The sequence below is a fragment of the Paenibacillus sp. FSL F4-0125 genome (assembly GCF_038008565.1).
GTDB lineage: Bacteria > Bacillota > Bacilli > Paenibacillales > Paenibacillaceae > Paenibacillus_AQ.
In genome coordinates this window covers 5,519,114-5,546,100 of record NZ_JBBOZJ010000001.1, presented here as the reverse complement: position 1 = coordinate 5,546,100, position 26,987 = coordinate 5,519,114, and the positions used below count along the sequence as shown (strand labels likewise).

Below are 26,987 nucleotides of genomic sequence, written 5' to 3'. Positions count from 1 at the left end.
ACGCCTGGTACCAGTTCTACCGTTATGGCCAAGGTTCTCCCGGGTTTAGCAGATGTATCCCGGGAAGTGGCCGCTGAAGGTATCGTGCTGCTGCAAAATCCGGAGTATAAACTAGCAGGGTCAGAAGTAAATGAGAATGAACAAGTGCTCCCTATCAAGAAGAGTGAAAATGTATCTGTATTTGGCCGCATACAAGCGCATTATTACAAGTCAGGCACTGGATCTGGGGGTGCTGTAAGGGTAGATTATGTGAACGGGATTCTGGAGGGGCTTCGGAACAATCCCAGTCTCAAGTTAAATGAAGATCTGGCGAAGGTCTACGCAGACTGGATCAAAAAGAATCCTTTCAACAACGGCGGTGGTGGCTGGGCAGCAGAGCCATGGTCCCAGGCGGAAATGCCTTTAACCGATGAAATTGTGGATGCAGCAAAAGCAAAAACGGATGCTGCTGTGGTCATCATCGGCAGAACAGCCGGTGAAGATAAAGATAATACGGACGTCAAGGGTGCCTATAAGCTGACAGACCTTGAAGTTGATATGCTTAACCGGGTCTATGCCAAATTCGACCGAGTGGCCATCGTATTGAATGTAGCCAACGTTATCGATATGTCATGGGCTAAAAACTATCCCAAAGCTGCTATTTTGTATACATGGCAAGGGGGGATGGAAGGGGGGAGCGCAGTAGCTGATGTGCTGACCGGAGACGTTACGCCAAGCGGTAAATTGAGCGATACGATTGCAGCTACACTTGCTGACTATCCTTCTACTGCACATTTTGGCAGCAAAACAGAGAATTCTTATAGTGAGGATATTTATGTAGGTTATCGGTATTTTGAGACCTTTGCTCCAGATAAGGTGCTCTATCCATTTGGTTACGGGTTGTCCTATACCAATTTCAAGATCACTACTGACAATGTCACTGCTGGTGAGAATGAAGTTGCGGTGACTGTAACTGTTCAGAATACAGGTAAGGTGGAAGGCAAAGAAGTTGTACAGATTTATTACGGTGCGCCACAAGGTAAACTTGGTAAACCGGCCAAGGAGCTTGCTGCTTTTGCTAAGACCCGGCTGCTACAGCCTGGGGAAGCACAGTCAATCACTATCACATATGACACCAAAGATATGGCTTCATATGATGACAGCGGGATTACAGGTCATGATTCATCTTATGTCCTAGAAGCTGGTGACTATAATATTTATGTAGGCAACAGTGTAAGTGACAGCGTAAAGCAAGGAGTATACAGTCTAAATACTTTGAAGGTTGTAGAAACCTTGGAGGAAGCGCTCGCGCCTACTAAGGAATTTGATCGCATCAAACCAGGTCAGCCGAATGGAAATGGTACTTTTACCACTGTTACTGAAAAGGTACCGATAAGGACTACCAACTTGGATGAGAGAATCAAGCAGAATCTTCCTGCGTCCATTCCACAAACTGGGGACAAGGGTTATACCCTATTGGATGTATACAATCAAAAAGTGACTATGGACCAGTTTATCGCACAATTGTCTAACAACGATCTAGGGGCCATTATTTTAGGGGAAGGGATGTCCAGCCCTAAAGTTACTGCTGGCACCGCTGCCGCCTTTGGTGGTGTCACTAAAAATCTGCTGAAATTCGGACTCCCTATCGACAGTGCGGCGGATGGCCCTTCAGGCATCCGGATGGAGACCAATGCAGAGAAGGCAACCAGTATCCCGAACGGGACGATGCTTGCTTGTACGTGGAACACCGAGCTCAATGAAAGATTATTCGATCTTCTTGGCAAAGAAATGTTGATTAACAATATTGATACGCTGCTAGGACCGGGAATCAATATCCACAGAAGTCCCCTGAACGGGAGAAACTTCGAGTATTTTTCGGAGGATCCGTTACTGACAGGCATCATGGCTGCTGCACAGACAAGGGGTCTTCAGAAGAACGGTACGGCACCAACGATTAAGCATTTCGCTGCGAACAATCAGGAAACGGATAGACATCTTGTGAATGCACTTGTCTCTGAAAGGGCGCTGCGCGAGATTTATTTGAAAGGTTATGAAATGGCTGTGAAGAGTGGAAAGGCGCGTTCAGTGATGACGTCCTATGGTCCGGTAAACGGTACTTGGGCCTCCAGTAACTACGATCTGAATACCACCATCCTTCGCGGAGAATGGGGCTTTGACGGTATTGTCATGACAGACTGGTGGGCGAAGATGAGTGAGGACCAGGGCTTCTATGCCACTACCAATCGTTATGATGAAACCAATGGCAGAGCTATGGTTCGTGCCCAAAACGATCTTTACATGGTAATTCCGAACGATTATGCAGAAACGCATAAGAACCGGAATAACAGTACCTTTAATACGATGACATCGCTTGCTAACGGCAGTCTGACTTTAGGAGAATTGCAGCGTTCTGCTAAGAATATCACGAGCTTCTTGATGCAATCTCCAGCCTTTGCAAGAACGGCAAAGATTGACTACGTGGTCAATTACACGCCGGGAAAAGATTGGTTCCGGGTGAATACGGACAAATCGGGTGATCCGCAGCTCTCCGAGATTACGGTAGGCGGCAAAAAGATCAAGATATTTAATCCATTGAAACTCGACTATAAGGCGTTTGGTGAAACGACTGAAATAAGCAGCTACCCTGAAGTCAAAGCTACGGCGACAGCCGGTGTAGACGTAAGTGTACGACAAGCCGATAAAGATAGACCTGCTGCTGTAATTACTGCTTCGGCCGGAGGAGAGAAACGGATCTACAAGGTTATCTTCACTTCGGAGGAAGGCTTGGAACCGATTTTTGAGAATCCGACCTATGCTTATTTAAAGAATATCTCGATGGATGGTAAGCCGCTTGAGGGCTTTGCGCAGACCAGGTTCAGTTATGATGTAGGTCTCAGTAACGGGGCTGCTTTACCTAAAGTTATGTTTGAATCGAATGATGGTGTAAAAGCGACAGCCAACGTAGATCTCATCAATAAAAGAGTGACGATCAAATGTATCAGCTCCGATCAGGCGAATTCCTATGTGATACAGTTTGGTACGACACCACAGAGCGATGAGTTCGACACTACGAGTTTAAGCAGCTTCTGGACGATTAATAAAGAGACTGCTACCAATACAGAAAACAACAAAAATTGGTCTTTGAGCACTGCTCCCGGCAATTTGAGAATCATCGCTGAAAGAGGGGACTTCTGGAGTGATCATGCAGATTTGAAGAACTATTTCCAGCAGGAAGCCTTCGGCAACTGGGAAGCAACCGTGAAAATTAATATGAGCAAAGCGCCAAATCAAAATTATAACGGCGTCGGCATCACGGCTTCACAGGATAACAATAACTATATCTGGGTGAAGTATGAATACAGTAGCGGCAAGATCATTGGCATGACCAAAGAAACCGGAGGCACGGAGCCTGTTACCATCGGACAACTGTCTGCCAGTCAGCTCACCAGTATTTTTGGAGAAAAGAAAGAGCTGTATTTACGGCTGAAAAAAATAGGTAACAGCTATTCCGGTTATGTCAGCGCTGACGGCAAGGAATATATTTCACTAGGCAGTACAACTGCGAATTATGCCAATCCGAAGTTTGGGTTACTTGCATCCAACGGAAGCCAGACTCTTACAGATCCATTTATTGTTGATTTTGATTATGTCAGAATCAATAGTGATGTAGCTTTGGCAGTAAAGAAGATTGGAAAAAATACTAAATTGAAGGTAGCTGAAACGGAATTTGCCTCCATTACTCCAATAATCACGCCGGTAAGCAGTAATGATGTAGACGGCGGATTATGCTACACCAACACCAGCAAAGGTGAAGCCATTTCCTATAAGGTAAATGTGGAGAAAGAAGGCATCTACAAAGTCACATCACGAATTCGGTCTAGCCAATCGGATGTCGCCCAAATGTCCTTTGGCATCTATGATGGCGATAAGTTACTGGGAACCTTCGACCTTACTACGACTAAAGGGGTATGGAAAACCTTCAGAATCCCTGATATTCAACTGTCGGCGGGCGAGCATACCCTTAGAATTGTATTTGAGAGTGCTGGTATTGACCTGAACTGGCTGACCTTCCAGTTGAAGCAGGACAATGTAGATACATCGGCTTTAGATGCGGATATCAAGGCTGCTCAAAACATCGATATGAGTGCATACTCAGCTTACAAAAAGCTCAAATTCAACGCTGTGCTGGAAGAGGTCAAGGCTGTTCTTGCCGAGCCGATCAACGATGAGGTTGTTGCAGAGGCCATAGCTTCTTTGAAAACGGCTATAACAGATTTGAGCCTATCGTCCATGCCGATCAATATTGCTCCGAGAGAAACGTTGAAGGTAGAGAACGGTATTAGAATTTATCCTTATAATGCACCATGGATTTATGCAACCAATACCCAGTTCAGATTTGAAAGTGGCACGGAGGCTATGAGCTATGTCAATTCTAATGACCTTGTTTATTTCGGTCAGGTTGACTTGACCAATCTTGTGGAAGTCAGAGTGCAGTATGCCCGTGAAGGCGGAACCTCTCCATCCTTTAAGTTCTATACAGAGGCGGACAATACGGGTAAACCAGTTAAACGAGCTACCACAACAGGAAGAGCATACGCTGATGCTTACAGCGGCGGAGGTTCTTTTGAACTTGGTAATGAATTTGCAAGCATTAGTTTTGCTCAGAAAGCAGGCGCTGCTTGGGGAAATTATGGCATGGCAAGCACCAAGCAAACGCCCGGAAATTCTTATATTGATCATTATTTGACAGCGGAAACCTTCCTAGACAGAAGCATAGTGACTGGAAAACAAAATGTGTATATGATTTTTAACGGATTAAATGCTAATTTGCAATATGTTGAACTCATTTATGCTGAGCCGATTGAAGTAACATTCGATCAGAATTATCTGGACGCACCATCGCCTACTAAGGTAACCGCACTTAAAGGTGAAGCATTAAGTAGCTTACCTATGGCACCGGAACGTGAAGGTTACATTTTTGATGGCTGGTTTGATAATAAAGAAGGGACCGGTGATGCATTAACCGCAGAGACAGTATTGAACAGAAGCACGGTGTATTATGCCAAATGGACAGAGGATACCCATGCTAGAGACATTGTATCGATTGTTCAGCCGCAACTGCTGAGTGTACCGTTCGGGACTGCTGCAGGAGAATTAATTCTACCTGCTACAGTGGAAGCAACATTGGGCAACAAAAAGGTAATTCACTTGCCTGTACAATGGGACAGTAAAGATTATAACGGCGGCAAAGCAGGGAGTTATACGCTTGCAGGCAGCTTTGAGCTACCAGAGGGTGTGTTGAACAGTACCCATCAAACTGTTTCTATAACAGTGGTTGTACTGCCAGAGGGCACTAAACCTATCCAGATTACTAAAGTTGAGAAGCTGGAGGGTAAGAATGTTGAGTTTGGCACCGCCTTTGATAAGCTGGAATTGCCATCTTCAGTTACAGTAACACTGGATACGTATGAGATGAAGGAACTTGTTGTTCAATGGAGCCCTACTGGTTATAACGGTAATGCAGAAGGATCATACGTACTGAACGGTACTATGGTTCTGGAAGAAGGAATGATTAATCCGAATGATTTGAAAGCTTCCATCACCATTCAGGTAATGCCGGAGGTGATTCGCATTGCTGAGATTACCGCCGTGCAGGATTTGGAAAGTAAGAGCGTTCCTTTCGGGACTCCATTTAATGGATTGAAGCTGCCATCTTCAATTAAAGCTACATTGAATAACGGGGAGACCAAGGAGATATCCATTGAATGGAACGATGAAGGTTACAATGGCGAGAAACAGGGGACTTATATCCTGAATGGTGCGCTAGTACCTTTGGAAGAGATCAGCAATCCAAAGAACCTGAAGGCAAGCATTAAGATCGATGTACTGCCAGAGATCGTTACGACTCCGGAGATTACGGCAGTGCAAGCACTAGTAAGTAAGAGCGTTGCTTACGGTACCGGATTTGACGCGCTGGAGCTGCCAGCGTCAGTATCTGTAACTCTAAATACTAAGGTGAATAGGGTCATTTCTGTTCAGTGGAACAAGGAAGGCTATAACGGTAATGCGGAAGGAACGTACACTATCAAGGGGGATCTGATCTTGCCGGAGGGTGTAGGTAATCCGCTTGGTCTGAAGGTGCAGATTTCTGTGATCGTTAAACCTTACAGCGGCGGATCAGGTGGAGATAGCGGTCAACCAAGCACACCAACACCGACTACCCCAGCGGTACCTTCAGTACCGTCGATTCCTGGAGAAGTCATAAAACCTGGAGAACAGCAGCCTCCAAAAACAGATGAAAAAACTAAGACACCGGAGCTAATCAGACAAGAGCTCAAGAAAAAGTTTAAAGATGCTGCTCTAATTCCAACTTGGGCAGAATCCGCAATTGCAGCACTGATGGAGAGAAATATTATCGGCGGACGCACAGACGGAAGCTTTGATCCAAGCGGGAAGGTAAACCGTGCCGAGTTTGTTGCCATGGTAGTAAAAAGTTTCAACTTCAGCATGGGTGAGAATCAAAAGCAGTTTACTGACGTTCTGAAAGATGCTTGGTATAAAAACTATGTTGAGATTGGTACTTCTAATCAGCTGATCAACGGTATCGGTAATGGAATGTTTGCTCCAAATAGCAGCATTAGCCGTCAGGACTTGTGTGTAATTCTATTCAATGCATTGAAGAAACTGAATGTTGAATTACCGCAAGCGATGAACCATGACTTCCCAGATGATGCTTCTATCGCAGGTTATGCTAAAGAAGCGGTCTATGCCTTCAAAGATCTTGGTATTGTTAATGGAGGCAGTGGTGGAGAAATGCATCCGACAGCTTCGGCCACAAGAGCTGAAGCAGCTGTGATCATCAAAAATGTGCTCGATTACTATGCTAGTGTAACAAGCTCTAAAGTGAAATAAACAAAATAAGGGTATCCCGGCGCCGATTTTAATCGGTCAGGGATACCCTTATTCCGTTATATCGTAACTTTACTAAGGCTGACGCAGCGTCCCCAGCAACTCCCCCATTTTTACCTTCGAGTTGACCTCAAGGTTAGGTCTTGGGGTAAAAGTACCGCTTTCCATAAGCAGCACTACAGTGGAGCCGAACTCGAAATAGGCTAGATCATCGCCGATTTGCCACTCGGTAGCATTGGCATCCGTATACCGGATGCTGCTGACGTTCATCGCGCCTACCTTCACTACTGCGGTTTCACCATAGCTTCCAGCGATATACGTAATAAGACGTTCGTTACGATTCAGTACACCCTTCATATGTCGCATACCGAAATCATTGACAGGGTAGGCTCGTCCACGAATATAATCGCTCTCCACCTTATGTCCAGTAAGGGGAGAGTGAATCCGGTGATAATCTGTAGGACTCAGATAAAGGACGAAGAAAAAGCCCTTTTTGTACAGCTCCAGATGTGGAGAATGATTTAGAAGATCCTCGATCTTATAATCCTGCCCTTTTACATTCATAATCGTACCAGAATTAATATCGCCCATAGCAGTAATCATTGCATCTACGGGACTAACTAAAGCGTCAGCATCGGTTGCAATAGGCCGCATGCCAGGCTTCAGCCGGCGGCTGAAAAACTCATTAAGAGTGAGATATTCTCCAGGATTCTTCTCCGCCTGCGCGGAGGGGATTTGATAAGTCTTAATAAATACCGGGATTAGAAAACGGCTGAGTCTACTATGAGAAAAAGACCCCATTATCCGTGAAATCCACCGGTGCGAGGATAGCTCGGTCATCAGCCGCAGCAATTGTTTTACCATGCCCATCTCCCTTCCATAATACAGCAGTACGGCTGTATGCGGCCGTCTCTGCTCTGCATTATATTGACATAGAATAGGAGACAAATCAATAACCGTTATATATGAGACTGTGCTTTTCTAGTAAAAAACGTGCGTACCCCATAGGTCTTCGGTAACTCTCCTTCCAAATCTCTGTTAGGCCGGCTTTGTGGAATCCATAGCGTTGGTCGCGGCCATTGCATTCTATGAAGAAGAGTTGGCCTTCCTTAGTAATGCCAATATCCAGTCCGATATCAGCCAGACCTGGAAGGTCTTGTTCGAGACAACGTGCGATCACAAGACTAAGTGCTTCGACAGACATACGGATATGGGCTGCTGTTGATCTAGTGAAAGCTTTTTCAAGTGCAAAGGAAGAGCTTAACGCTTCGCCTCCACGGGCTATATTGGAGACAAACCCCCCAGGGGGTGCCAGTTTGGCAAAGAGCCCCGTGACTTGCCAATCTCCTCCCCAGCCGCGTTGAACAGTGACCCGTAGATCAAATGGACGTCCTCCAATCTCCGCAAGGGGAATACGCTCCTGCACGAGATAAGGGACGGAGGCAAGACGTGTTCGGAGCGCTTTTGGCAGTGCCCCCTGATATACGGGAGTGCTTATCCAGCGCCGCATTGAGGGAGAAAGATAATTTAGGCTCCAGCGCTGTGTTCCTTTGCGAACCAGCCGCATGACACCATGCCCAATGCTTCCACGGCATGGTTTAAGAATAAGATCCGGGTAATGATTCATCATTTGTTTGAGTCCAGATACTCCTGTTGTTGCAGGCAATACCTCACGAAGCTCTTCATGCTGCTCAAGCAGTTCATGGATCTCATCTTTGCCGTATCGATTGCATGTATTGTACACCAAAGGATGGTGCCGCAGCAGACTTTGCATCCCTGGACTATTTTGGCTGTATATCGCCCGGTTATGAATGACTGTGGGCGTAGGTACTACAACGCTTTTATATCCAAGAGAACCTTTTATATAGGCGGCACTGAAGCCTGAGTCTGTATCGATGTCCGCGAGCTTCAGGAAGCAAGGGACTAAGCCGTATGCAGCGGCCGCCTCTTCATAGTTGGATAGAGACTCCTGTCCTGTTTTTAGCCGGGGAACGCCTCGGTGCATATCGGCATTTAGTAGTATTCCAACGAGCTTATGCCCCATGTCTGTACCTCCTGTTTCTTCGGTCACGTGATTCCCGCCTTTACTACTCTTGTCATTGTATGTTTGTACCCGCGTGTCAGGGTGGACGAATGCGCGGCGGCAGAAGCCTTTTTTTATAAATATAAGAAAGTGTAAATTTCATCAGAATCTGATAAAGGGCTTATTGCAAAAGGGTGTCATCAGCCCATACCTCTGCATATGATGCCTAGGAGAAACATTAGATGGAAGGAGGAGACTGCTTGTGAGGGGTTCCAAAAAAAAGCAGCCGCGCAGTCCACAAAAACGACTCTACTATGTAGATAATCCCAATATAAAGGAACTGACTATGCTGGAAAGCAAAAGCAGTTCAAAGGATTCGGGGAGCGGCAGTGACGGAGTCAGTAAAGCAGAGCTCGCGGATGTTCAGGTAAGTGGAGGAGCAATAGCTGAAGTCGTTCAAGAGGAAGCGATTTTCGTACCCGTTCTGCAACCAGAGCCAGAGCCTATAGTGGAAACGCAGCTTCAGAAACAGGCGGATAATCTTCCTGAGACGATATGGTTCGCTCCTGAAAAAGAGCGGTTCCAGCCTGTTTATACAGATGATCTATCGGATGCAGCAGTGACCGGGGCTAAAATCGCTCCACGCACCATTGACGGCTCAAAGCTGAAGTTCGGCATTATTGGTACACCTTGGCTGCAAGATTACGCTGTACAGAGTATCAATATCGCGGACAAGGCAGTTACTTCTTCGAAAATTGCACCTGAATCCATTGTAGGTGAGCATTTAGCCGAAGGAAGCGTAAGTGGCGGTAAACTGCTGGATCATTCCATCAGTGGAGAGAAGCTGAAGAACGGCAGTATTAGTCCGGAGAAGCTGGCGGATCGGATTATTGGCGGCGGTCAAATTGCAGATAAATCCATTGAGAGCCGTCATTTGAGTGATCTGATTATTACGGCAGAGCTACTGGAGGATGGGGCGGTAACTGGTGACAAAATAGGAAGCAGCAGCATCTCGGGCCGCCACATCGCAAATGGGAGTATTGACCGTTCCAAGCTAGCTGATGCAGCGGTATCAGGCGATAAAATAGCCGATGGTGAAATCAGCGGCTCTAAGCTGGCTGATGCTGTGATTGAAGGTCGCCATCTAAGCGATGCTCTGATAACCGCCAGACATCTGGCTCCGGGAGCGATCGGCCCAGGGCAGCTTGCCAGCAAGCTGATCGGCAAGGAGCAGCTCCAGTCGGGTGTAATCGAAGGCGCACATGTAGCAGATGGAGCTATCGGTTCCAAGCAGCTAGGTGCAGAAGTGGTGAGAAGCATCCACTTAAGTGCAGAAAGCGTGCACGGTTCCCATATCAGCGACGGGGAAATAACGAGTCGACATCTGGCTGACCGAAGTATTTCCTTTTTAAAGCTAACGGAAGGTGCGGTAGGCACTGCACAGCTGGTTGAGCAAGCGGTCACCTCATCGAAAATCGCTGATCAAAGCATACTCGCACATAAGCTAGCAGATGAAGCTGTAACCACCAGACATATTGCCAAATCCGCCATACGCGGACCGCAAATCGCTATGCAGGCTGTTTCCTCTAATCATCTGGAACGTGAGGCTGTGAATCACTCCCATTTAGCTTCGGAAGCAGTAGGCTCGGAGCAGCTTATGGATGAAGCTGTTCATACGGATCATCTATCCTCTGGTGCTGTTACTGGAGAAAAGCTGGCCTCAGAGTCAGTGGGTGCGGAGCACCTGCGTCCACAGAGCGTTACTTCCGCCAAGTTAGCGGACGGAGTGGTGAGCTCGGCGAAACTAGCAGCAGGATCGGTCATTGGAAGCACGATTGCCCGTGAAGTGGTGAGTGGGGAGCATATTGCTTTTTGTGCAGTGGAGGAGAAACATCTAGCCGATGCCAGCGTGAGCGGCCGTGCGTTGCAGGATGCTGTGGTAGATAAAGATCATCTTGCCACTGGAGCTGTGGAACGGAGACATCTCGGAGAAAATAGTGTGACTGCAGCTGCGATTCAGTCCGGTTCGGTTTCAGGCGATAAGCTGGCTTCTGCTGCGGTGAGGGAGATTCATTTGGCTGCTGGAGCAGTGCAGCCGCATCATCTGGCAGATCATGTAGTGACGTCGTTAAAGCTGTCCCCGGAGAGTGTATCGACAGATAAGATTAGTGATTTATCGGTCACTTCGGCTAAGCTTGCCGACGGAAGTGTAGATTCCAGTAAATTAGCTGCGTCGGCAGTTCAGGCAGAGCATTTATCTGTGAATGTAGTTCAATCTAAATCCATTAGTGACAGTGCGGTTCAGAGCAGACATTTGAATCCGGGAAGCATCGGCGGAGCGCATATCCGGCCGTTGTCCATCGGAAATGGCCATATTATTCCTAATTCCATCTCTACGGTTCAAATACAAGAGGGTAGTATAAGCGGCTCTAAGCTGGCCAAAGGGGCTGTGGATTCCCAGCATCTTTCACCGAGCAGTGTAGACGGCAGCCATCTATGTGCGGATACGATTGAAGGACGGCATATCGGATATGGTGAGATCAAGCTGGCTCATCTAGCAGAAGATGCACGCAGCTCCGACTTGCTGCCAGAGGGCAGTATTACCGGGGAGAAGCTAGCAGAAGAATCCGTTGATTCTATTCATCTTGTACCTGAAAGTGTGGACGGAAATCATCTGAGTCTTGGTGCAGTAGAAGGCCGTCACATCCGGCATGGAGAGATCACACTCGCTCATTTGGCAGAAGAGACTTTTAGTTCTGAGCTGCTGCCTAACGGTAGTATTACCGGCGAGAAGCTCGCAAAGGAATCTGTAGGTTCTGTTCATTTAGTGGATGGAAGTGTAAATGGCAGTCATCTGAGCTCAGATACAGTGAAAGGTCGTCATATTGGGCATGGTGAAATTACCTTAGCTCATCTGGCCAAAGATGCACGCAGCGCAGATTTACTTCCAGACGGCAGTATTACACGAGAAAAGCTGGCGGAAGAATCTGTGAATTCAATTCATTTAATACCTGGAAGTGTAAATGGCAGTCATCTGAGCCCAGATACAATAGAAGGACGTCATATCGGGTACGGTGAGATCACATTGGCCCATCTGGCTAACGACGCACGTAGTGCAGACTTGCTTCCAGACGGCAGTATTACCAGAGAAAAGCTAGCAGAAGAATCTGTGAATTCAATTCATTTAATACCTGGAAGCGTAAATGGCAGTCATCTGAGCCCAGATACAATAGAAGGACGTCATATCGGGTACGGTGAGATCACATTGGCCCATCTGGCTAACGACGCACGTAGTGCAGACTTGCTTCCAGACGGCAGTATTACCAGAGAAAAGCTAGCAGAAGAATCTGTGAATTCAATTCATTTAATACCTGGAAGCGTAAATGGCAGTCATCTGAGCCCAGATACAATAGAAGGACGTCATATCGGGTACGGTGAGATCACATTGGCCCATCTAGCTAACGATGCACGTAGTGCAGACTTGCTTCCAGACGGCAGTATTACCCGAGAAAAGCTGGCAGAAGAATCTGTGAATTCAAGTCATCTAATACCTGGAAGTATAAATGGCGATCATCTGGGTCCGGATACAATAGAAGGCCGGCATATCGGATACGGTGAGATTACCCTATCTCATCTAGCTAAAGAAGTACGTAGTTCGGAGTTGTTACCGGAAGGATGTATTACCGGGGATAAGCTGGCAAAAGAATCCGTAGATTCTACTCATCTTGCACCTGAAAGTGTAGGGAGTAGTCATCTGAGTTCGGGTGCAGTAGAAGGTCGCCATATCGGAAACAGCGAAATCACACTGGCTCATCTAGCAGCAGAAACGCGTAGTGCGGACTTGTTACTGGATGGCAGCATTACTGGCGAGAAGATGGCAGAAGAATCGATAAGTTCTATTCATCTTGCACTTGGAAGTGTAGGGAGCAGTCATCTGAGTCCGGGTGCAGTAGAAGGCCGACATATTGGGTACGGTGAAATCACGCTGGCTCATCTATCGGAAGAAGCTTGTAGTGCTGATCTGCTGCCAGACGGCAGCCTTACTGGTGAGAAGCTGGCAAATCAATCCGTAGATTCTATTCACCTGGTGCCTGGAAGTGTGGATGGTAGTCATCTGAGTTCGGGGACAATAGAAGGTCGTCACATCCTGCAGGGTGAGATCACTTTAGCTCATCTGTCGGAAGAGGCTCGTAGTGCTGACCTGCTGCCAGATGGTAGCCTTACCGGCGAGAAGTTGGCGGAAGCATCCGTAGATTCTATTCATCTAGCACCTGAAAGTGTAAATGGAAGTCATCTGAGTCCAAGTACAATAAAAGGCCGTCATATCCGACACGGAGAGATTAGTCTGGCTCATCTGTCAGAAGAGGTTCGTAGCTCTGATCTGTTGCCAGACGGCAGTATTACCGGAAAGAAATTGGAGGGCGGATCTATTAATGCCTTCCATTTGTCTCCGGGCAGCGTGTATGGGGGACATTTAGCGAGTGATACGATAGATAGCCGTCATCTCCGGTCTGGAAGCATCGCCCTGAATCATTTAGCAGAAGAAGTATTTAGCGCCGATTTGTTGCCGGATGGCAGTATCACAGGAGAAAAATTGGAGGGTGGATCCATCCATTCTTTCCATCTGGCTCCTGGTAGCGTCTATGGTGGTCATTTGGCAGCGGATGCGGTGGATAGTCGTCACATTCGATCCGACAGCATCACCTTAGGGCATCTGTCAGAAGAGGTGCGTAGCGCTGATCTGTTGCCGGAAGGAAGTATTACCGAAGAAAAGCTGGCCGAAGGTTCAGTGAATTCTTTACATTTGCAGCCATGGAGTGTGTATGGAGAGCATCTTGCTGACCAGATCGTGGCAGATCGACATTTGCAGCCCGGTATCATCAAATTGGAGCATCTTGCGGATGAAACACGCAGCGCAGCGCTGCTTCAGGATGCTAGCATCGACGGAGTGAAGCTTAAGGCAGGCAGCATCGAGTCCACTCATCTGGCTGATGGTGCAGTAGGGACGACGGAGCTTCAGGATGAAGCGGTTGTAGCTTCCAAAATCTCTTCATTTGCCATTCAAGCCCGTCATCTGGAGGAAGAAAGCGTTCAGGATTATCATATTGCGCCCGGTGCAGTAAACGGAGCCCATTTGGCAGTGAATTCTGTCAATGCTGAACATCTATCCTTCAGTCCGATTCAGACTGCAGGAAAGAGAGAGGCGCTTCAGCAGTTCGGTATGACAGCATTTATGTTCAATGGAGATGCTGAGAGTGTGGAGGTGACCGTATCATTCGATGAGAACTTCGGTCATACGGGTTATGTGCTCGTCGCCATGACGAATCAACCTTACTTCTATGCTTCCTTAAAGAGCAGAGCTAATGGAGATGCAGTGATACAAGTGGTGCGCTTGCGCGAAACTCCTCATTTCTATGGGGTCATCTCTTGGATTGCTATCGGCGCTCCTTTAGCCAAACCGGCAGTGGATGATCGAGTGTTTGATTAAATTTCAAATCGTCTCTCTTAAAAAACAACAGAGCAGCGATTCTCCTTATGGAGATCGCTGCTCTGTTGTTTTTTGGGTCGTTAGCTACATGCACCGCCGAGTCCTAGTCACCCGCTGCGGCTTCCGGACCCAGATAACGTAATTTAGGAATAGGGCATTCTTTGGTGTTTTTCCGGACAATAGCGTCTATGGAGTCCATTAGCAATTCAAATATGGGATAATGCAGCGTTTAGGGTTAGCTGTGTCCGATAGCATACTAGTTACAAGCAAATGTCTTAGCCAAAGTTTGGCGGTGAGTACATTTGTCCTGTTTTCCACTCGACAGGAGACAAAGGCCGTTACCCTGTTCGGCGCAGTACATAAACTGTGATGTAACCCTCAGCCTGACGAATAGGCTCTGTAAGGAAGGTGGATGAGCATGAAGCCCAAACGTACTTCTGCCCGCCGCACAGGACGGCGGGTCTCTCGGATCAAGCGGCGGACTTCACGCCCAGTGCGGCAAGTCGCTGCAGTCCCTATCGTTAACCATCCAAATCCCTATGTTTCCGTAATTATTCCGGCTATGAACGAAGCTAAAACCATTGCGGGAGTGATATCCGGAGCTAGAGGGGTCCATCCGCGGTGCGAGGTTATTGTAGTCGTCAACGGATCAGCTGATCAAACGGCAGAAATTGCTCTTTCGCTTGGTGCGCATGTTATTTCCTATGAGTTGCCGCTTGGTCATGACGCTGGTCGCAGTGTGGGAGCAGAGGCAGCTAAGGGAGAGGTTCTCTTGTTTACAGATGGAGATTTAGTGATTCCTGCTACGGAGCTACGTCCTTTCGTCACCGCTATTAGCGGTGGGGCAGACATAGCGCTTAATGATTATTCCGGACCGGTACGAAAACTTTCACCACATCCGGTAGTACTGTCCAAACATGCACTCAATATTTTGCTTGGCCGTCCGGATCTAAAAGGTTGTTCGATGACGGCGGTTCCGCACGCAATCAGCCGGAGAGCGCTTGAAATCTTAGGGAGTGAATCATTATCTTGTCCCCCTTTGGCACATGCTCAGGCAGTTCTGAGTGGTTTACGTGTGGTGGCTGCTCACAAAGTACATGTAGGGAAACTGAATGCAGTCAGACGAAAGGAAGATGGCACAGATCCTTTGCAGCAGTTGATTACAACAGATCATATGGAGGCTGTATCCCTCTTGCTTGAACACCGGGGAAACAGGGCAGGGTTTAGCGACGGAACCCGGCGCAGAGAGATGGTGAGATGATGGTTGCTCTATTACAAGTATCTGGCAGCTCCACCGTTCGACGAGGAACAGCAACTCGTACGGTAAAGAAACGTTCAGCAGCTAGTCCGTCCAAAACGACATGGGCACCGCGTCAAAGGGCAGCGAATCGTTCTGTAAAAAGAGAAGCCGCTGCCGTTCGATCGCCTATTTTGTCTCGGCAATCAAAGGTAGGCCGTGAGGCAATGAAACTACCGAGCTTACGTGGGACCTTGTCGGTTATTATCTCCGCGCGTAACGAGGAGCAGACCTTGGGACGTCTGCTACAACAGGCATCCCGGTTGGAGCCTGCTGAAATAATCGTCGTGCTGAACGGTTGCAGCGATAGCAGCTTTCCTATTTCCAGACAACATCGTCAAGCTGTAATTGTACATTGTCCGGAGTCTGTCGGACATGACGTAGGGCGGGCTATTGGTGCGAAGCTGAGTCGAGGAGATATTCTGCTTTTTCTGGACGGAGATATGGTCATTCCTGCATCTCAGCTTGGATTATTCACAGCTGCGGTAGATGGAGGAATTGATGTGGCTCTTAATGATTTGGATCCACTGATGCCTTCTTTTGGATTATGCGACGATGTCACTCGCAGCAAGCTGTTTCTGAATTATGCTCTTGGACGGTACGATCTCGGAGTTAGCTCTATGACGGCTGTCCCGCACGCGCTTTCTCGGCGAGCGCTTGAGACCATAGGCTACCGTGAATTAATAGTTCCTCCTAAAGCCCAAGCTCTTTCTGTATTGAAAAAGTTAAGGGTAGAGAAAGTGGGAACAGTGAATGTGATTAAGCATAATCGGCTGCGTCAGGCGAACATAGGCGCTGGAAATGCTGTGGAGAAACTGATCATAGGGGATCACGCAGAGGCTCTCCTTGAGGTGCTTTCCCGTCGTGATGATGGGGGCCTACGAAATAATGAAACGCAGCGCGAATACCGCAGACAAGTAGCCGCTTGGAGGAACCGGATATGACGATGACCAGTATTATTATTCCGACCTACAACGCATTACCTCTGCTGCGGTCCTGTGTGGAATCGATTCGTGCCTATACTCCGCTGCCTTACGAGATCATCGTTGTAGACAATGCTTCAACGGATGGAACGGATGCCTATTGCCGCGCGAATCGTATAACGTTTATTTCTTTGCCTGAGAATCGAGGTTTTCCATCCGCATGCAATATGGGCTTATTGTTAGCATCGGGTGATGAATTATTACTGCTGAACAATGATGTGGTGGTTTCCCACGGATGGTTAACCAATCTGAAGAGATCATTATATAGTGCTCCTGAAGTAGGTATTGTTGGGCCTGTGACTAACTATGCGAGTGGACGTCAGCAGGTGAAGACTGATTATGAAAGTCTGTTGGATTTTCATAAGGCTGCAGAGAGAGCTAACCGTTCCAATCCTCAAAAATGGCAGGAGACTAAACGGTTGGTAGGATTATGTTTTTTATTCAAAAGAGAGCTACTTACTTCCGTAGGTCTGCTGGATGAGAGATACTCACCAGGACATTACGAGGACGATGACTATTGCTATCGCGCCAGACTAAAGGGATACCGATTGCTCATCGCAGGGGATTGCCTTATACACCATGAAGGAAGCGCGAGCTTTAAGCAGGTATACCACACCGGGCTGCAGGAGCTGGTGGAACGAAATCGTAAGCTTTTTATGAACAAATGGAATGTGGATCCAATACTTTTCATATAAAGTGCAGATCCGAAGGCAAAGGACTTAGATAAAGAGGAGGAAAGTAAGTGAAAGGAGTCATACTGGCGGGCGGAACAGGATCCAGACTTCAACCGCTGACCCGGCTTATGAACAAACATTTGCTTCCGGTCGGCAAATATCCTATGGTGTGTTACGGCATAGATCGGCTTCGCCGAGGAGGAATTACCGACATTCTTCTGGTCATCAGCAAGCAGTCTGCTGGTCTGTATACGGATTTTTTAGGCAGCGGTGCAGCCTTTGGTGTATCTCTGACCTACAAAATTCAGGAGGCTGCTGGAGGCATTGCAGAGGCTCTTGATTTAGCAGAAGGATTCATTTTTCCTGGAGAACGGTTTGTCGTATTGCTTGGGGATAATCTGTTTATGGATGATCTGACGCCTTATGTGGAGAGCTATCTTCGACAGCCTGAAGGTACAGCGAAGGTATTGTTGAAGCCGGTGGACGATGCTCGTCGATACGGTGTTCCCGTGTTCGACGGTCAAGATTCTGCTTGGATTGCATATATCGAAGAGAAACCGGAGCATCCCAAGACTAAATTTTGCGTAACAGGTATTTATATGTACGATGAAGCTGTGTTTGATATCATCCGCCAAGTATCCCCTTCCAAGAGAGGGGAACTGGAGATTACCGATGTAAATAATATATATGCTGCCAACCGCAGGCTTAGCTATGATGTCCTCAAGGAGTGGTGGAGTGATGCGGGCACGTTCCAGTCTCTGCGGGAGGCGGGAGAGAAGCTAAAGGATGCACTGCCATAAGTGGCAGTGCTTTTTTTGTAATATTGGAAAGTAGGAAGGGAATCGGGAACTCATGAAAGTTCTTTTGCGATTCTCCACCAGATCAAATCCTCAGTCTCTAGGTACCTTTCTGAACCTAAGCGCTCCAATAATTTATGGGAGGCAATATTATCTTTTTCAGTATCAGCGATTACATAGTTTGCTTGGGGATGGCTGAGAATCCACGTATTGATCGTCCGCAATGCCTCAGTAGCGTATCCTTTTCTTCTATATTTCTCATCAATCACGTAACCTATAGTAACCTCGCCTTTTTCATTCGGATACCCTTTAAGGATAATGAACCCGATAATGCATTGATCTTTCTGATGAATGATCGCCCAATTGGTCAACCATAGGTAATGCTCTGGTTCCTGCCGCACTTTTTTGAGCCGTATCTTCATCGCATATTGCATGTCATCATCAAGCTCGGCACTAATGGCGTTTAAACCCAAATGTTGCTGAAGTTCCGCGTAGTTTTCTGTGGCTAGTGAAAGCTCTGCAGCATTTAAAGGCGCCAAATCGATCCGTTGGCTTCCAAGCTTCATAGTCCCCCTCCAATCTTTGTGAATGATAGAATGCGCATTTCACATTTTAATCCATTTATAGGCAGGCAGCAATTATTAACATTGTCTATTCAAATATAAGAAGGTTTAAGTTTCACACCATACTTTATGTCTTATATTTCCCGCTGAAATGCTTGGCGGCCTCTTATATCCCCGGCACCGTCCCGGCTTCTGCCGCATATGCTGTAGCAGGGCGTTTGAGCAAAGGAGACATGAAGGTGCAGAATAAAATAACTAAAGTCCTGCAGCACATGGCCCATACGCACGAACAGATGGCGCGGATTCTAGACGCAGAGCGCCACGTGGCTGTCCGTATGTCGCAAATTGTCCACGATCTGCCAGATGCAGATCCCGATTTTGACGGTATCAGCGGGATGATCGAAAGCTCAACTCAGGTAAACAAGAATATTATTGCTTACTTGAACGCACTTGCAGATCTGGAAGAAGCGATGGCTGAAGGGGTAGGCAGAGTAATTAAGGAATTGAACGGTCAAGACGAAGAGTAACGCTATAGGAGCAGGAGGCGGATGATGAGCAGAGAACAAGCATATCTGCAAATGCTGGAGTCGACCGCCACTATCCAGTGGAACATTGCAATGATTCTGGAAGCTAAGGCGGTTGAAGCTGAAAAGGTAAAGCAGTGGGCACAGCATCATATCCACGCTAGAGCTTTCGAATCCCACGGTGAGCAGCTAAAGGAATCCCTCTCTATTCACGAAGTCATCGTGGAGATGGTTGAAGGGCTGACCAAACTGGAGAATGGACTCTACAGCAATTTAAAAGCAGTGTTGGGCAGTGGTGAAGATGATGGCGGCGGAGAAGGTTTTGGTGACATGTCAGGTGATGGGTTTAGTTTTGGGGAAGACAGCAAATGAGCGGGGACCGTCTCTCTGAACATGCCGTCAAGCTGGAGATGATCCGCTCCATTTCGCGCAGTCAGGCTGCATTGGCGGCCATCTTGGAGAGCATCGCCGAATTGACGGGGCAATCTGAGCTGACGGCCCGTAAATTGAGCGACAATATTAGAATTCTAAGTGGGTATCAGAGCGCGATGTGCCGGATGATGTCCGGGATTTCACTGCATCAACCGAAACGGGGGATTCCTGCTGCGCCCTGGCTGAGCAAGGCATACGCCGTAGGAACCTCCAGAGATCATGGAGCACAGGAGGAATAGAAGCATGAAGAAAAAAAGCCTTAGAACATTACGTTCGGGCAGAACCCGCAGACGTACATTGCTGCTCTCGCGTAAAACGAAAGTTCGTAGAGGTCTAGCCCGCAAACCTCGCAGAGGGCATGCTAGGAAAATCGTTCGTTACGGTAAGACGAAGAAAGGCCTTTTGGTACGTAAGAAAAGAAGGCTCCGCCGAAAGCTTGTTCGAAAGGTAAGAGTTATTCACGCACCGGTACATGTAGTGCCGGCTGTCGAGGCTCCACCTGCTCCACAGGTTATTCCGCTCCCCCCGGACCTGGGCGTTTCGCCGGAAACGCCACCGGCAGACGCCTATCAACAGGGCTACACCGAAGCATACAACGTGGGGTTCGACGCCGGTTTCGCCAAGGGCTTCGAGGACGGGCATAAACTGGAGTTTAATTAAGCAGCAGGTGAATTAAGAGGAAGGGACCCGGAGATCTAATCTATGACGCGTTATACTGATCTTTCGTGTCCCTCAACTTAGAGGGACTGCTTCCTCTCTGGAATCATCCTACTATCGGAATTTGTCTCCGAATATGATAGACTTCTAAAACGAGAATCTATTTAAACGGTTTTCAGATGTCGATAAGAAAGAGGGGATAGCAGGATGCAAGTAGGAAATGGGATCAGAAAAGCTAGACAGGAAGAGATCGAAGAGATTATGGAATTGATCTCAAAATGTGTACAAGTTATGCAGGCCGCTGGAAGCGACCAGTGGGATGAGCGCTATCCGAATAGAGAGATTATCGAACTGGATATCGCGCAGGGTACCTTATATGTATGTGAAGAGGATCAGGCTATCGCAGGTATTCTTGTATTGGATGAGAATGCTTCTGAGGAATATAAGAAGATCGAGTGGAAGCAAAATCAAGGGCCACATCTGATTATGCATCGTTTAGCAGTCCATCCACAGATTCAGGGTAAAGGGATTGCGACTAGGTTAATTGCTTTTGCAGAGGATTACGCAGCACGTAATGGTTACACAAGTATTCGGTTAGATACTTATGCCAAGAATACTAGAGCACTTGAAATTTATCCTCGCCTTGGTTATGACCATAGAGGTGAAGTGGATTTTCCAAACCGCACGGCGAACTTTCCAGTATTCGAAAAGGTGCTGAAACCAGAACATCGTCCGGATTCTTCAACATAAACAAGCTGGTTATGTACTAGAACGATGACTGCGTCTAGGATAGCTGGCGGTAAATAGATGCACAAAGAAAATGCTCCTATGGAGATGGTTGGGTGATCCCTCCATTTCTACATAGGAGCGTTTTTGTGTTTATAAGATTATGGAGATTTTCATTAACGGCAGGTCTGGTATCGTGGGTCGGTATTTTTTTGATCCCGGTTAAGGATAAGAAGTCTCTTCCCGGACACGCCGATCAGATAACGAACGTTAACGATATCCTCATCGCTCATATCATCTATCGACAGAACGGCTGTAAGGCGTATTCTTGTTGATGTGCGACCCGTAACGGTGAGTCTTCTTGGGATAAAAGCAATGGTGCCTGTATCTCCCGATATTACGTAGAGTCTGTTGTTTCTAGAAACAGTTTGTAAATTACAGAACATGGTGTTGCTCATTGTAATACCCCAGTATTTCCTAAAAAATGAAATGACCTTCGCTCTGGTGCTGAATCTAACCGGCAGACGATAATAATCAGCACCGTCAACGCGGATCACTCTACGGGAATCGGCAGAATCGTAGACCTCGAACCATGCTTTTTCAGCAGCGGCAATGAATGCTTGCAACTCACTTGGGGTTTGAGAAATTGTTGGCATTTGATCTCCTCCTCGCTATTACTTTATTAAAAGTGCGGCTATCGGTTCGGGTAATAGGACGAGTATAAAAAGCGGAATTTATGAGTTATTAGAATAATAGTGCGGGAAATTAAATTTTGAGTAAGGTTTTATAACATTAATGAGGAATTGATTATTTATATTTGCGTAAAAAAATCTAAATTTAAGTTTTGTGTTATTTTAAATAACTTGTGTTGACACTAAACATGTCTTTGCTTTATGATTACTTTATTCAAATTTGGAATAGAATAGTTTCTTTTCGTATATCCTTAATAATTGGTTTAAGGGTCTCTACCGGGAACCGTAAATTTCTGGCTACGAAAATATGCTAAGGCATATTTTTGTGGCCTTTTTCTGTTACATCGTGGAGCGGCAAACGAATGAATAATGAGGGGGAGAAGCACAATGGGGAACATCCTAATTAAAAATGCTGAAATCATTACCATGAATAAGCAGGAGGATATGCTTGTCGGGGATGTTCGAATTAAGGACGATATCATCGTAGAAATCGGCTCTGACCTGAACCCGAAGGGAGACGAAAAGGTAATCGATGCCACAAACCGGACCTTAATCCCCGGTTTTGTTCAGACGCATATTCATTTATGCCAGACGTTATTCCGTGGGAAGGGAGATGATTTGGAGCTTATGGATTGGCTGCGTAAACGGATTTGGCCGTTAGAAGCTGCGCATGATGAAGAATCCCTTTATTATTCGGCGATGCTCGGTATTGGGGAACTGATCTCCAGCGGAACCACTACGATTGTTGATATGGAGACTGTCCATCATACGGACTATGCTTTTCAGGCTATTGCTAAAAGTGGAATTCGGGCATTGTCCGGCAAGGTGATGATGGATCAAAAAGGAGGAAATGTGCCTGAAGCACTGCAAGAAGACACTGCTTCTTCTTTGCAGGAAAGTGTGGATTTGCTTGAAAAATGGAACGGCTATGGCAATGGACGAATTCAATATGCGTTCTCTCCGCGTTTTGTAATATCCTGCACCGAGCCCTTATTAACCGAGGTACGAGATCTCTCCGCAAGGTATGATGTGAAGGTCCATACCCATGCTTCTGAGAACTTAGGGGAAATTGAGATTGTGCAGGCGATGACCGGAATGCGCAACATCGTCTACCTGGACCATCTAGGATTAGCTAATGAGCGCTTAATACTGGCGCACTGTGTATGGCTGGATGCTGAGGAGCGGCGCATATTGCGGGATCGCGGAGTCCATGTAAGTCATTGCCCCGGTTCAAATCTGAAACTAGCCTCTGGAATTGCAGATACACCGGGGATGCTCCATGATCATGTGTCACTAAGTCTAGGTGCTGACGGTGCACCGTGCAATAATAATCTGGATATGTTTAATGAAATGCGCCTTGCGGCAATTATTCAGAAGCCTCAACATGGACCTACGACGATGGATGCCCGAAGTGTATTTCGTATGGCAACTATAGGCGGGGCAAAAGCGGTAGGAATGGAAGAGAAGATCGGCAGTATTGAGGTAGGTAAAAAGGCAGACCTAGTGCTTCTGAATCTCTTCAATTTCCACACCTTCCCCTCCTACGACGTAGACCCCATCTCTAGAATTGTATATTCCGCTACCCGGGCGGATGTGGAAACTACGATTATCGATGGGGAGATCGTGATGGAAAGAGGTCTGTTGAAGACTGTAGATAAAGAAATTGTTCTGAATGAAGCGAACCGTTCTATTAAAAGATTGCTTAAGCATACTTCGATCGTCTAAAGATTGATCAACTCAGAGTTAACGGGGATGTTCCAATGCCGAAAGGGCAGCGGGGCATCTCTTTTTTTGAGTGGAAGATAATTCTACCATTTTGATAAAAAAAGTAAGTATTGTTATACTAGAACAACCTGATATTTTACAAAATATTAGAATAGATTTTATATTTTGAACAAATGAACATGTAAGAGGGGATTATTCGTGAAAAAGCAAGGGCAGGATCGTGCCCATTTCTTTATCGTTGTTATATTGTTATGGTTAAAGCTATTGTTTTTGAGAGTGTTGTTCTTTGATAGAATTGCTTGGGAATGGATTGCAGCAGATGTAGCGCCAGTCCTTTTTATCATGGGGATTTTAACCGTGATTACGCCATCTCGGATGAGAACAACCGTCTATTGGATATTTAACGGTTTTTTATCGCTGTTGCTGTTCGCAGCTAGTGTGTATTTTAATCACTTTGGTTCTGTGCCAACCTATCTAGCCTTATCCGAAATTAATCAGGTATTTCAAGTGAAGGCAAGCGTAGAATCTACTATTAAGAGTATTGATTACTTATTCTTCGCGGATTTTGTTATCTTCGCCATCTACGGTTTGATTCGCAGATGGAGACAAGGAAAGGCCTACCCGCGTGAACGCTATAGTTACCGGAAGACAGGATTATTACAGGTGCTGGTGATTCTGGTATCCATTATTGGAGGTTTTTCTTTATCGGCATATTCTGTTCACTCTGCTCGGGGAATTACGAATGAGCTTGTACAGGCGGAAACTGCCGGATTTATAAATTATGAGGTCATTGCAGCCATTAAGATTAAAGAAGATAACAATCTTATTGGAACGGGAGATATTAAGGATACGATCGCAAAGGTTGATGCGCTGCAATCTTCCTATCCATATAGTGACAAGCCAGCAGGTACGACTCCTGATTATTTTGGCTCACAAAAGGGTAAAAATGTAATTGTGCTACAATTAGAAGCTTTTCAGAATTTTCCATTGCATCAATCCCTGGATGGGCAAGAATTGACGCCAGTCATGAATAAGTTAGCAGATGAGGGCTTTTATTTCCCTCATGTCTATCAGCAGATTGGTCCAGGGAATACATCTGATGCGGAATTCATGAGCAATACGTCAATTTATCCGATTGGTACGTTGGCCATGTCTACCGGATTCGGGGACAGAGAACTGCCAAGCTTACCACGCCTGCTAAGGGATAAAGGATATGAGGCGTACACCTTTCATGTGAATAAAGTAGGCTTTTGGAATCGGAATGAGCTATACCCGGCACTTGGTTTTAACGGCTATTATGATAAAGATTATTTTACAAATGATCATTTTAATGCGTTCGGTGCTTCCGATGAACAGCTGTATATTACGGGTGTCGAGAAATTGGCAGAGCTAAAGAAGAAAGGCACTCCTTTTTACGCACAGATGGTGACAGCATCCAGTCATCATCCTTTCAGAATCCCGGATTCCTTTAAGAAAATCACTGTGCCTGATAATTTGAAAGATACGATGCTTGGTGATTATTTGACTGCTATAAACTATACTGATTATGCCATTGGTACTTTAATAGAAGGTTTGAAAGAAAATGGATTGTGGGATAACACTGTTCTGGTTATGTATGGTGATCACTTTGGCCTTCAGCCTCAGGATGTTCCGCCGGAGCAAGTGGAAAGCGCACTTGGTGTTCCATATGATTCCCGGATCAGCCGCTTTAATATTCCACTCATTGTGCGTGTGCCGGGAATGGAGCAAGGGAAGGTAGTAGAACGTACGGGAGGACAACTAGATATCCTTCCTACGATAGCTAATTTAATGGGCGTTTCACTACAACAAGAAGGATTTACAGCCTTTGGTCATGACCTGCTCAACATTGATCGTAATGTGTTAGGCATGAGGTATTATTTGCCTTCTGGCTCCTTCTTTAATGATGACATTCTCTATGTCCCTGGAAAAGGATTTGCAGATGGTGAAGCTGTGTCGCTGGATACGCTCAAGCCGGTAACGGACTTCTCGAAATATCAGAGTGATTATGAGTATGTATTGAAGCTTATGAACTTGTCCGACGAATATGTGAAGCTGTTACCACAGAGATAGGGGGAATCATGAAAAAGTTCTGGAAACCGGAGTATCTCGTAAGCCTTGCCGGCTGCGGTCTCATTATTTATCTGTTATTCGTAGGTCCTTTTATTGGGGTTGCTGATAATGGAGATTTCCTGCGTATGATGAATACCATCGGTCTGAACTACTATGATACTGCAGCATCGTATACCGACCAGTTTTTTAATTTTAGCCATTCTCGGTTTGCGTATGAGAATTTGTTTAGGGGCTTCTATCCTTCTTCACAGATTTTGGTTGTGCTTGTACCGAGGGTGATCGGCGGTCTTATCCATGGCAGCTTTTTTGATGTTAGATTGCTAGGTGCAGTTTACGGTCTTCTTTTACTGGTGGCGACCTGGCTGCTGGTGAAGTACAATGCCCGCGGCTCTTATGTTACGGGGCTGCTGCTAGGTGCAGCTATATTGTTTGTATTTTACGATATTGGGTATTTGGCATACTTTAACTCCTTGTTTGGAGAGCCGGTATCGATGGTATTCATGCTGCTAACCTTTGCGCTGGGATTAAGACTTACTAGCCAAGAAAAGCCTACGACTAAAGGGTTAACCTTGTTCTTTATCGCGATTCTGTTTCTGGTCACCTCCAAAATTCAGAATGCGCCGGTTGGGGTTGCCTTTGCATTGATCTTCCTGCGGTTTATGACGCTTGATGGTGAACGAAAATGGAGAAAGCTGGCCTTACGCTTTTCGATTGCGATATTTCTGGTATCCATCGTTATGTACGTGACGGCGCCAAAAGAGCTGAAGCATATTAACCTGTATCAGACTGTGTTTTTTGGGATATTAAACGAATCACCGGATGTGAAGGGAGATTTGCAGGATCTCGGATTGCCGGAGCGGTTGGAGGTACTTGCGGGCACGAATTATTTTCAGACCGATACAGTGATCAAACAGGATGATCCTTCGCTGGTACCGGATTTCTACGACCGGGTATCCCATAAGAATGTATTGTTCTTCTACTTAAAACATCCAGGACGGTTAATAGATAATATGGAATATGCTGCGAGTAACAGTATGGCGATTCGCCCTTATTATTTAGGGAACTATGAGAAGAGTGAAAATAAGCCAGCAGGCGCATTATCGTATACTTATAGCGGATGGAGCGAATTCAAGAACAAGCATATTCCGCATACGCTTGGATTCCTCTCCCTATTTTATCTGCTGTATTTTGCCGGGGCATTGTTCCAATACTTCCGCAGTAGGGATGTTCGTGGTAGAGTTGCCGGTGAACTGCTGATGTTATTAGGGCTGATAGGGATTTTCTCCTTCTTGGTTCCGATTCTTGGGGATGGAAGGGCTGATATCGGTAAGCATTTATTCTTGTTTAATGTGTGCTTCGATATGATGGTTGTAGTCATGTTCGGATGGATTGTACACAAGGTAGTGGGAATTGTAAGACGTTAA

The 26,987-nt window shown here is 46.4% G+C and carries 18 protein-coding genes and 1 riboswitch; of the genes, 14 read left to right on the top strand and 4 right to left on the bottom strand.

Translation table 11 applies throughout. The features are described 5' to 3' along the window. Positions 1–24: 24 nt before the first annotated feature. Entirely contained in the window at positions 25–6,894 is a 6,870-nt protein-coding gene (locus NST74_RS24580; protein ID WP_341114929.1) for a glycoside hydrolase family 3 C-terminal domain-containing protein, read from the top strand. Positions 6,895–6,966: 72 nt separating this feature from the next. Here the strand turns inward: NST74_RS24580 and asd are convergent, their stop codons facing one another. Beyond that, entirely contained in the window at positions 6,967–7,755 is a 789-nt protein-coding gene (gene asd, locus NST74_RS24575; protein WP_341114927.1) for an archaetidylserine decarboxylase, read from the bottom strand. A gap of 85 nt (positions 7,756–7,840) precedes the next feature. After that, on the bottom strand, positions 7,841–8,962 hold the full coding sequence (locus NST74_RS24570; protein ID WP_341114926.1) for a YheC/YheD family endospore coat-associated protein: 1,122 nt from the start codon (positions 8,960–8,962) through the stop codon (positions 7,841–7,843). Between the two features lie 214 nt (positions 8,963–9,176). Here NST74_RS24570 and NST74_RS24565 point away from each other — a divergent pair, with 214 nt between their 5' ends. From NST74_RS24565 to NST74_RS24545, 5 genes are all read left to right on the top strand, one after another. Continuing rightward, complete coding sequence (locus NST74_RS24565; RefSeq protein WP_341114924.1) at positions 9,177–14,402, top strand: WIAG-tail domain; 5,226 nt, start codon at positions 9,177–9,179, stop codon at positions 14,400–14,402. A 418-nt stretch (positions 14,403–14,820) separates the two neighbouring features. Further along, positions 14,821–15,663 (top strand): glycosyltransferase family 2 protein, encoded by an 843-nt coding sequence (locus NST74_RS24560; RefSeq protein WP_341114922.1) that lies wholly within the window; start codon positions 14,821–14,823, stop codon positions 15,661–15,663. Continuing rightward, a complete protein-coding gene (locus NST74_RS24555; RefSeq protein WP_341114920.1) occupies positions 15,660–16,643 on the top strand; it encodes a glycosyltransferase family 2 protein in 984 nt (327 codons plus the stop codon). Before NST74_RS24560 ends, NST74_RS24555 begins: the two co-directional genes overlap by 4 nt. Then, entirely contained in the window at positions 16,640–17,377 is a 738-nt protein-coding gene (locus tag NST74_RS24550; protein WP_341114918.1) for a glycosyltransferase family 2 protein, read from the top strand. Before NST74_RS24555 ends, NST74_RS24550 begins: the two co-directional genes overlap by 4 nt. Positions 17,378–17,424: 47 nt before the next feature. Continuing rightward, the gene (locus NST74_RS24545; RefSeq protein WP_341114916.1) at positions 17,425–18,156 is read left to right on the top strand and encodes a sugar phosphate nucleotidyltransferase; all 732 of its coding nucleotides are present in this window, start codon (positions 17,425–17,427) and stop codon (positions 18,154–18,156) included. A gap of 50 nt (positions 18,157–18,206) precedes the next feature. Here NST74_RS24545 and NST74_RS24540 read toward each other — a convergent pair whose 3' ends face one another. Next, positions 18,207–18,719, bottom strand: a complete 513-nt coding sequence (locus NST74_RS24540) for a GNAT family N-acetyltransferase (RefSeq protein ID WP_341114915.1) — start codon at positions 18,717–18,719, stop codon at positions 18,207–18,209. 230 nt (positions 18,720–18,949) lie between these two features. Between NST74_RS24540 and NST74_RS24535 the strand changes: the two genes are divergently transcribed. The 5 genes from NST74_RS24535 to NST74_RS24515 all read left to right on the top strand — a co-directional run bounded on the left by NST74_RS24535 (position 18,950) and on the right by NST74_RS24515 (position 21,079). Next, entirely contained in the window at positions 18,950–19,243 is a 294-nt protein-coding gene (locus NST74_RS24535; protein ID WP_081389864.1) for a nucleoside-diphosphate sugar epimerase, read from the top strand. A 21-nt stretch (positions 19,244–19,264) separates the two neighbouring features. Then, complete coding sequence (locus tag NST74_RS24530; protein ID WP_313641147.1) at positions 19,265–19,612, top strand: restriction endonuclease subunit S; 348 nt, start codon at positions 19,265–19,267, stop codon at positions 19,610–19,612. Further along, entirely contained in the window at positions 19,609–19,911 is a 303-nt protein-coding gene (locus NST74_RS24525) for a hypothetical protein (RefSeq protein WP_042130853.1), read from the top strand. Before NST74_RS24530 ends, NST74_RS24525 begins: the two co-directional genes overlap by 4 nt. 4 nt (positions 19,912–19,915) lie before the next feature. Then, positions 19,916–20,332 (top strand): hypothetical protein, encoded by a 417-nt coding sequence (locus NST74_RS24520; protein WP_076119484.1) that lies wholly within the window; start codon positions 19,916–19,918, stop codon positions 20,330–20,332. Positions 20,333–20,536: 204 nt separating this feature from the next. Next, on the top strand, positions 20,537–21,079 hold the full coding sequence (locus NST74_RS24515) for a GNAT family N-acetyltransferase (RefSeq protein WP_076119483.1): 543 nt from the start codon (positions 20,537–20,539) through the stop codon (positions 21,077–21,079). Between the two features lie 152 nt (positions 21,080–21,231). Here NST74_RS24515 and NST74_RS24510 read toward each other — a convergent pair whose 3' ends face one another. Then, complete coding sequence (locus tag NST74_RS24510; RefSeq protein WP_341114910.1) at positions 21,232–21,711, bottom strand: DL-endopeptidase inhibitor IseA family protein; 480 nt, start codon at positions 21,709–21,711, stop codon at positions 21,232–21,234. Between the two features lie 257 nt (positions 21,712–21,968). After that, positions 21,969–22,067: riboswitch (purine riboswitch) on the top strand. Between the two features lie 67 nt (positions 22,068–22,134). On the opposite strand from NST74_RS24510, the gene NST74_RS24505 reads away from it, so the two are divergent. The 3 genes from NST74_RS24505 (at position 22,135) to wsfD (ending at position 26,987) form a co-directional block, all read left to right on the top strand. Next, on the top strand, positions 22,135–23,472 hold the full coding sequence (locus NST74_RS24505) for a 5'-deoxyadenosine deaminase (RefSeq protein ID WP_341114909.1): 1,338 nt from the start codon (positions 22,135–22,137) through the stop codon (positions 23,470–23,472). A gap of 198 nt (positions 23,473–23,670) precedes the next feature. Next, a complete protein-coding gene (locus NST74_RS24500) occupies positions 23,671–25,563 on the top strand; it encodes an LTA synthase family protein (RefSeq protein WP_341114908.1) in 1,893 nt (630 codons plus the stop codon). A gap of 8 nt (positions 25,564–25,571) precedes the next feature. Further along, the gene (gene wsfD, locus NST74_RS24495; protein WP_341114906.1) at positions 25,572–26,987 is read left to right on the top strand and encodes a glycan biosynthesis hexose transferase WsfD; all 1,416 of its coding nucleotides are present in this window, start codon (positions 25,572–25,574) and stop codon (positions 26,985–26,987) included.

Bases quoted from the DNA above. Each gene is read 5' to 3' on its own strand.
- NST74_RS24580 (WP_341114929.1), top strand. From the start codon at position 25: ATGGCCAAGGTTCTCCCGGGTTTAGCAGATGTATCCCGGGAAGTGGCC.
- asd (WP_341114927.1), bottom strand. From the start codon at position 7,755: ATGGTAAAACAATTGCTGCGGCTGATGACCGAGCTATCCTCGCACCGG.
- NST74_RS24560 (WP_341114922.1), top strand. From the start codon at position 14,821: ATGAAGCCCAAACGTACTTCTGCCCGCCGCACAGGACGGCGGGTCTCT.
- NST74_RS24555 (WP_341114920.1), top strand. From the start codon at position 15,660: ATGATGGTTGCTCTATTACAAGTATCTGGCAGCTCCACCGTTCGACGA.
- NST74_RS24550 (WP_341114918.1), top strand. From the start codon at position 16,640: ATGACGATGACCAGTATTATTATTCCGACCTACAACGCATTACCTCTG.
- NST74_RS24540 (WP_341114915.1), bottom strand. From the start codon at position 18,719: ATGAAGCTTGGAAGCCAACGGATCGATTTGGCGCCTTTAAATGCTGCA.
- NST74_RS24535 (WP_081389864.1), top strand. From the start codon at position 18,950: ATGAAGGTGCAGAATAAAATAACTAAAGTCCTGCAGCACATGGCCCAT.
- NST74_RS24530 (WP_313641147.1), top strand. From the start codon at position 19,265: ATGATGAGCAGAGAACAAGCATATCTGCAAATGCTGGAGTCGACCGCC.
- NST74_RS24525 (WP_042130853.1), top strand. From the start codon at position 19,609: ATGAGCGGGGACCGTCTCTCTGAACATGCCGTCAAGCTGGAGATGATC.
- NST74_RS24520 (WP_076119484.1), top strand. From the start codon at position 19,916: ATGAAGAAAAAAAGCCTTAGAACATTACGTTCGGGCAGAACCCGCAGA.
- NST74_RS24515 (WP_076119483.1), top strand. From the start codon at position 20,537: ATGCAAGTAGGAAATGGGATCAGAAAAGCTAGACAGGAAGAGATCGAA.
- NST74_RS24510 (WP_341114910.1), bottom strand. From the start codon at position 21,711: ATGCCAACAATTTCTCAAACCCCAAGTGAGTTGCAAGCATTCATTGCC.
- NST74_RS24505 (WP_341114909.1), top strand. From the start codon at position 22,135: ATGGGGAACATCCTAATTAAAAATGCTGAAATCATTACCATGAATAAG.
- wsfD (WP_341114906.1), top strand. From the start codon at position 25,572: ATGAAAAAGTTCTGGAAACCGGAGTATCTCGTAAGCCTTGCCGGCTGC.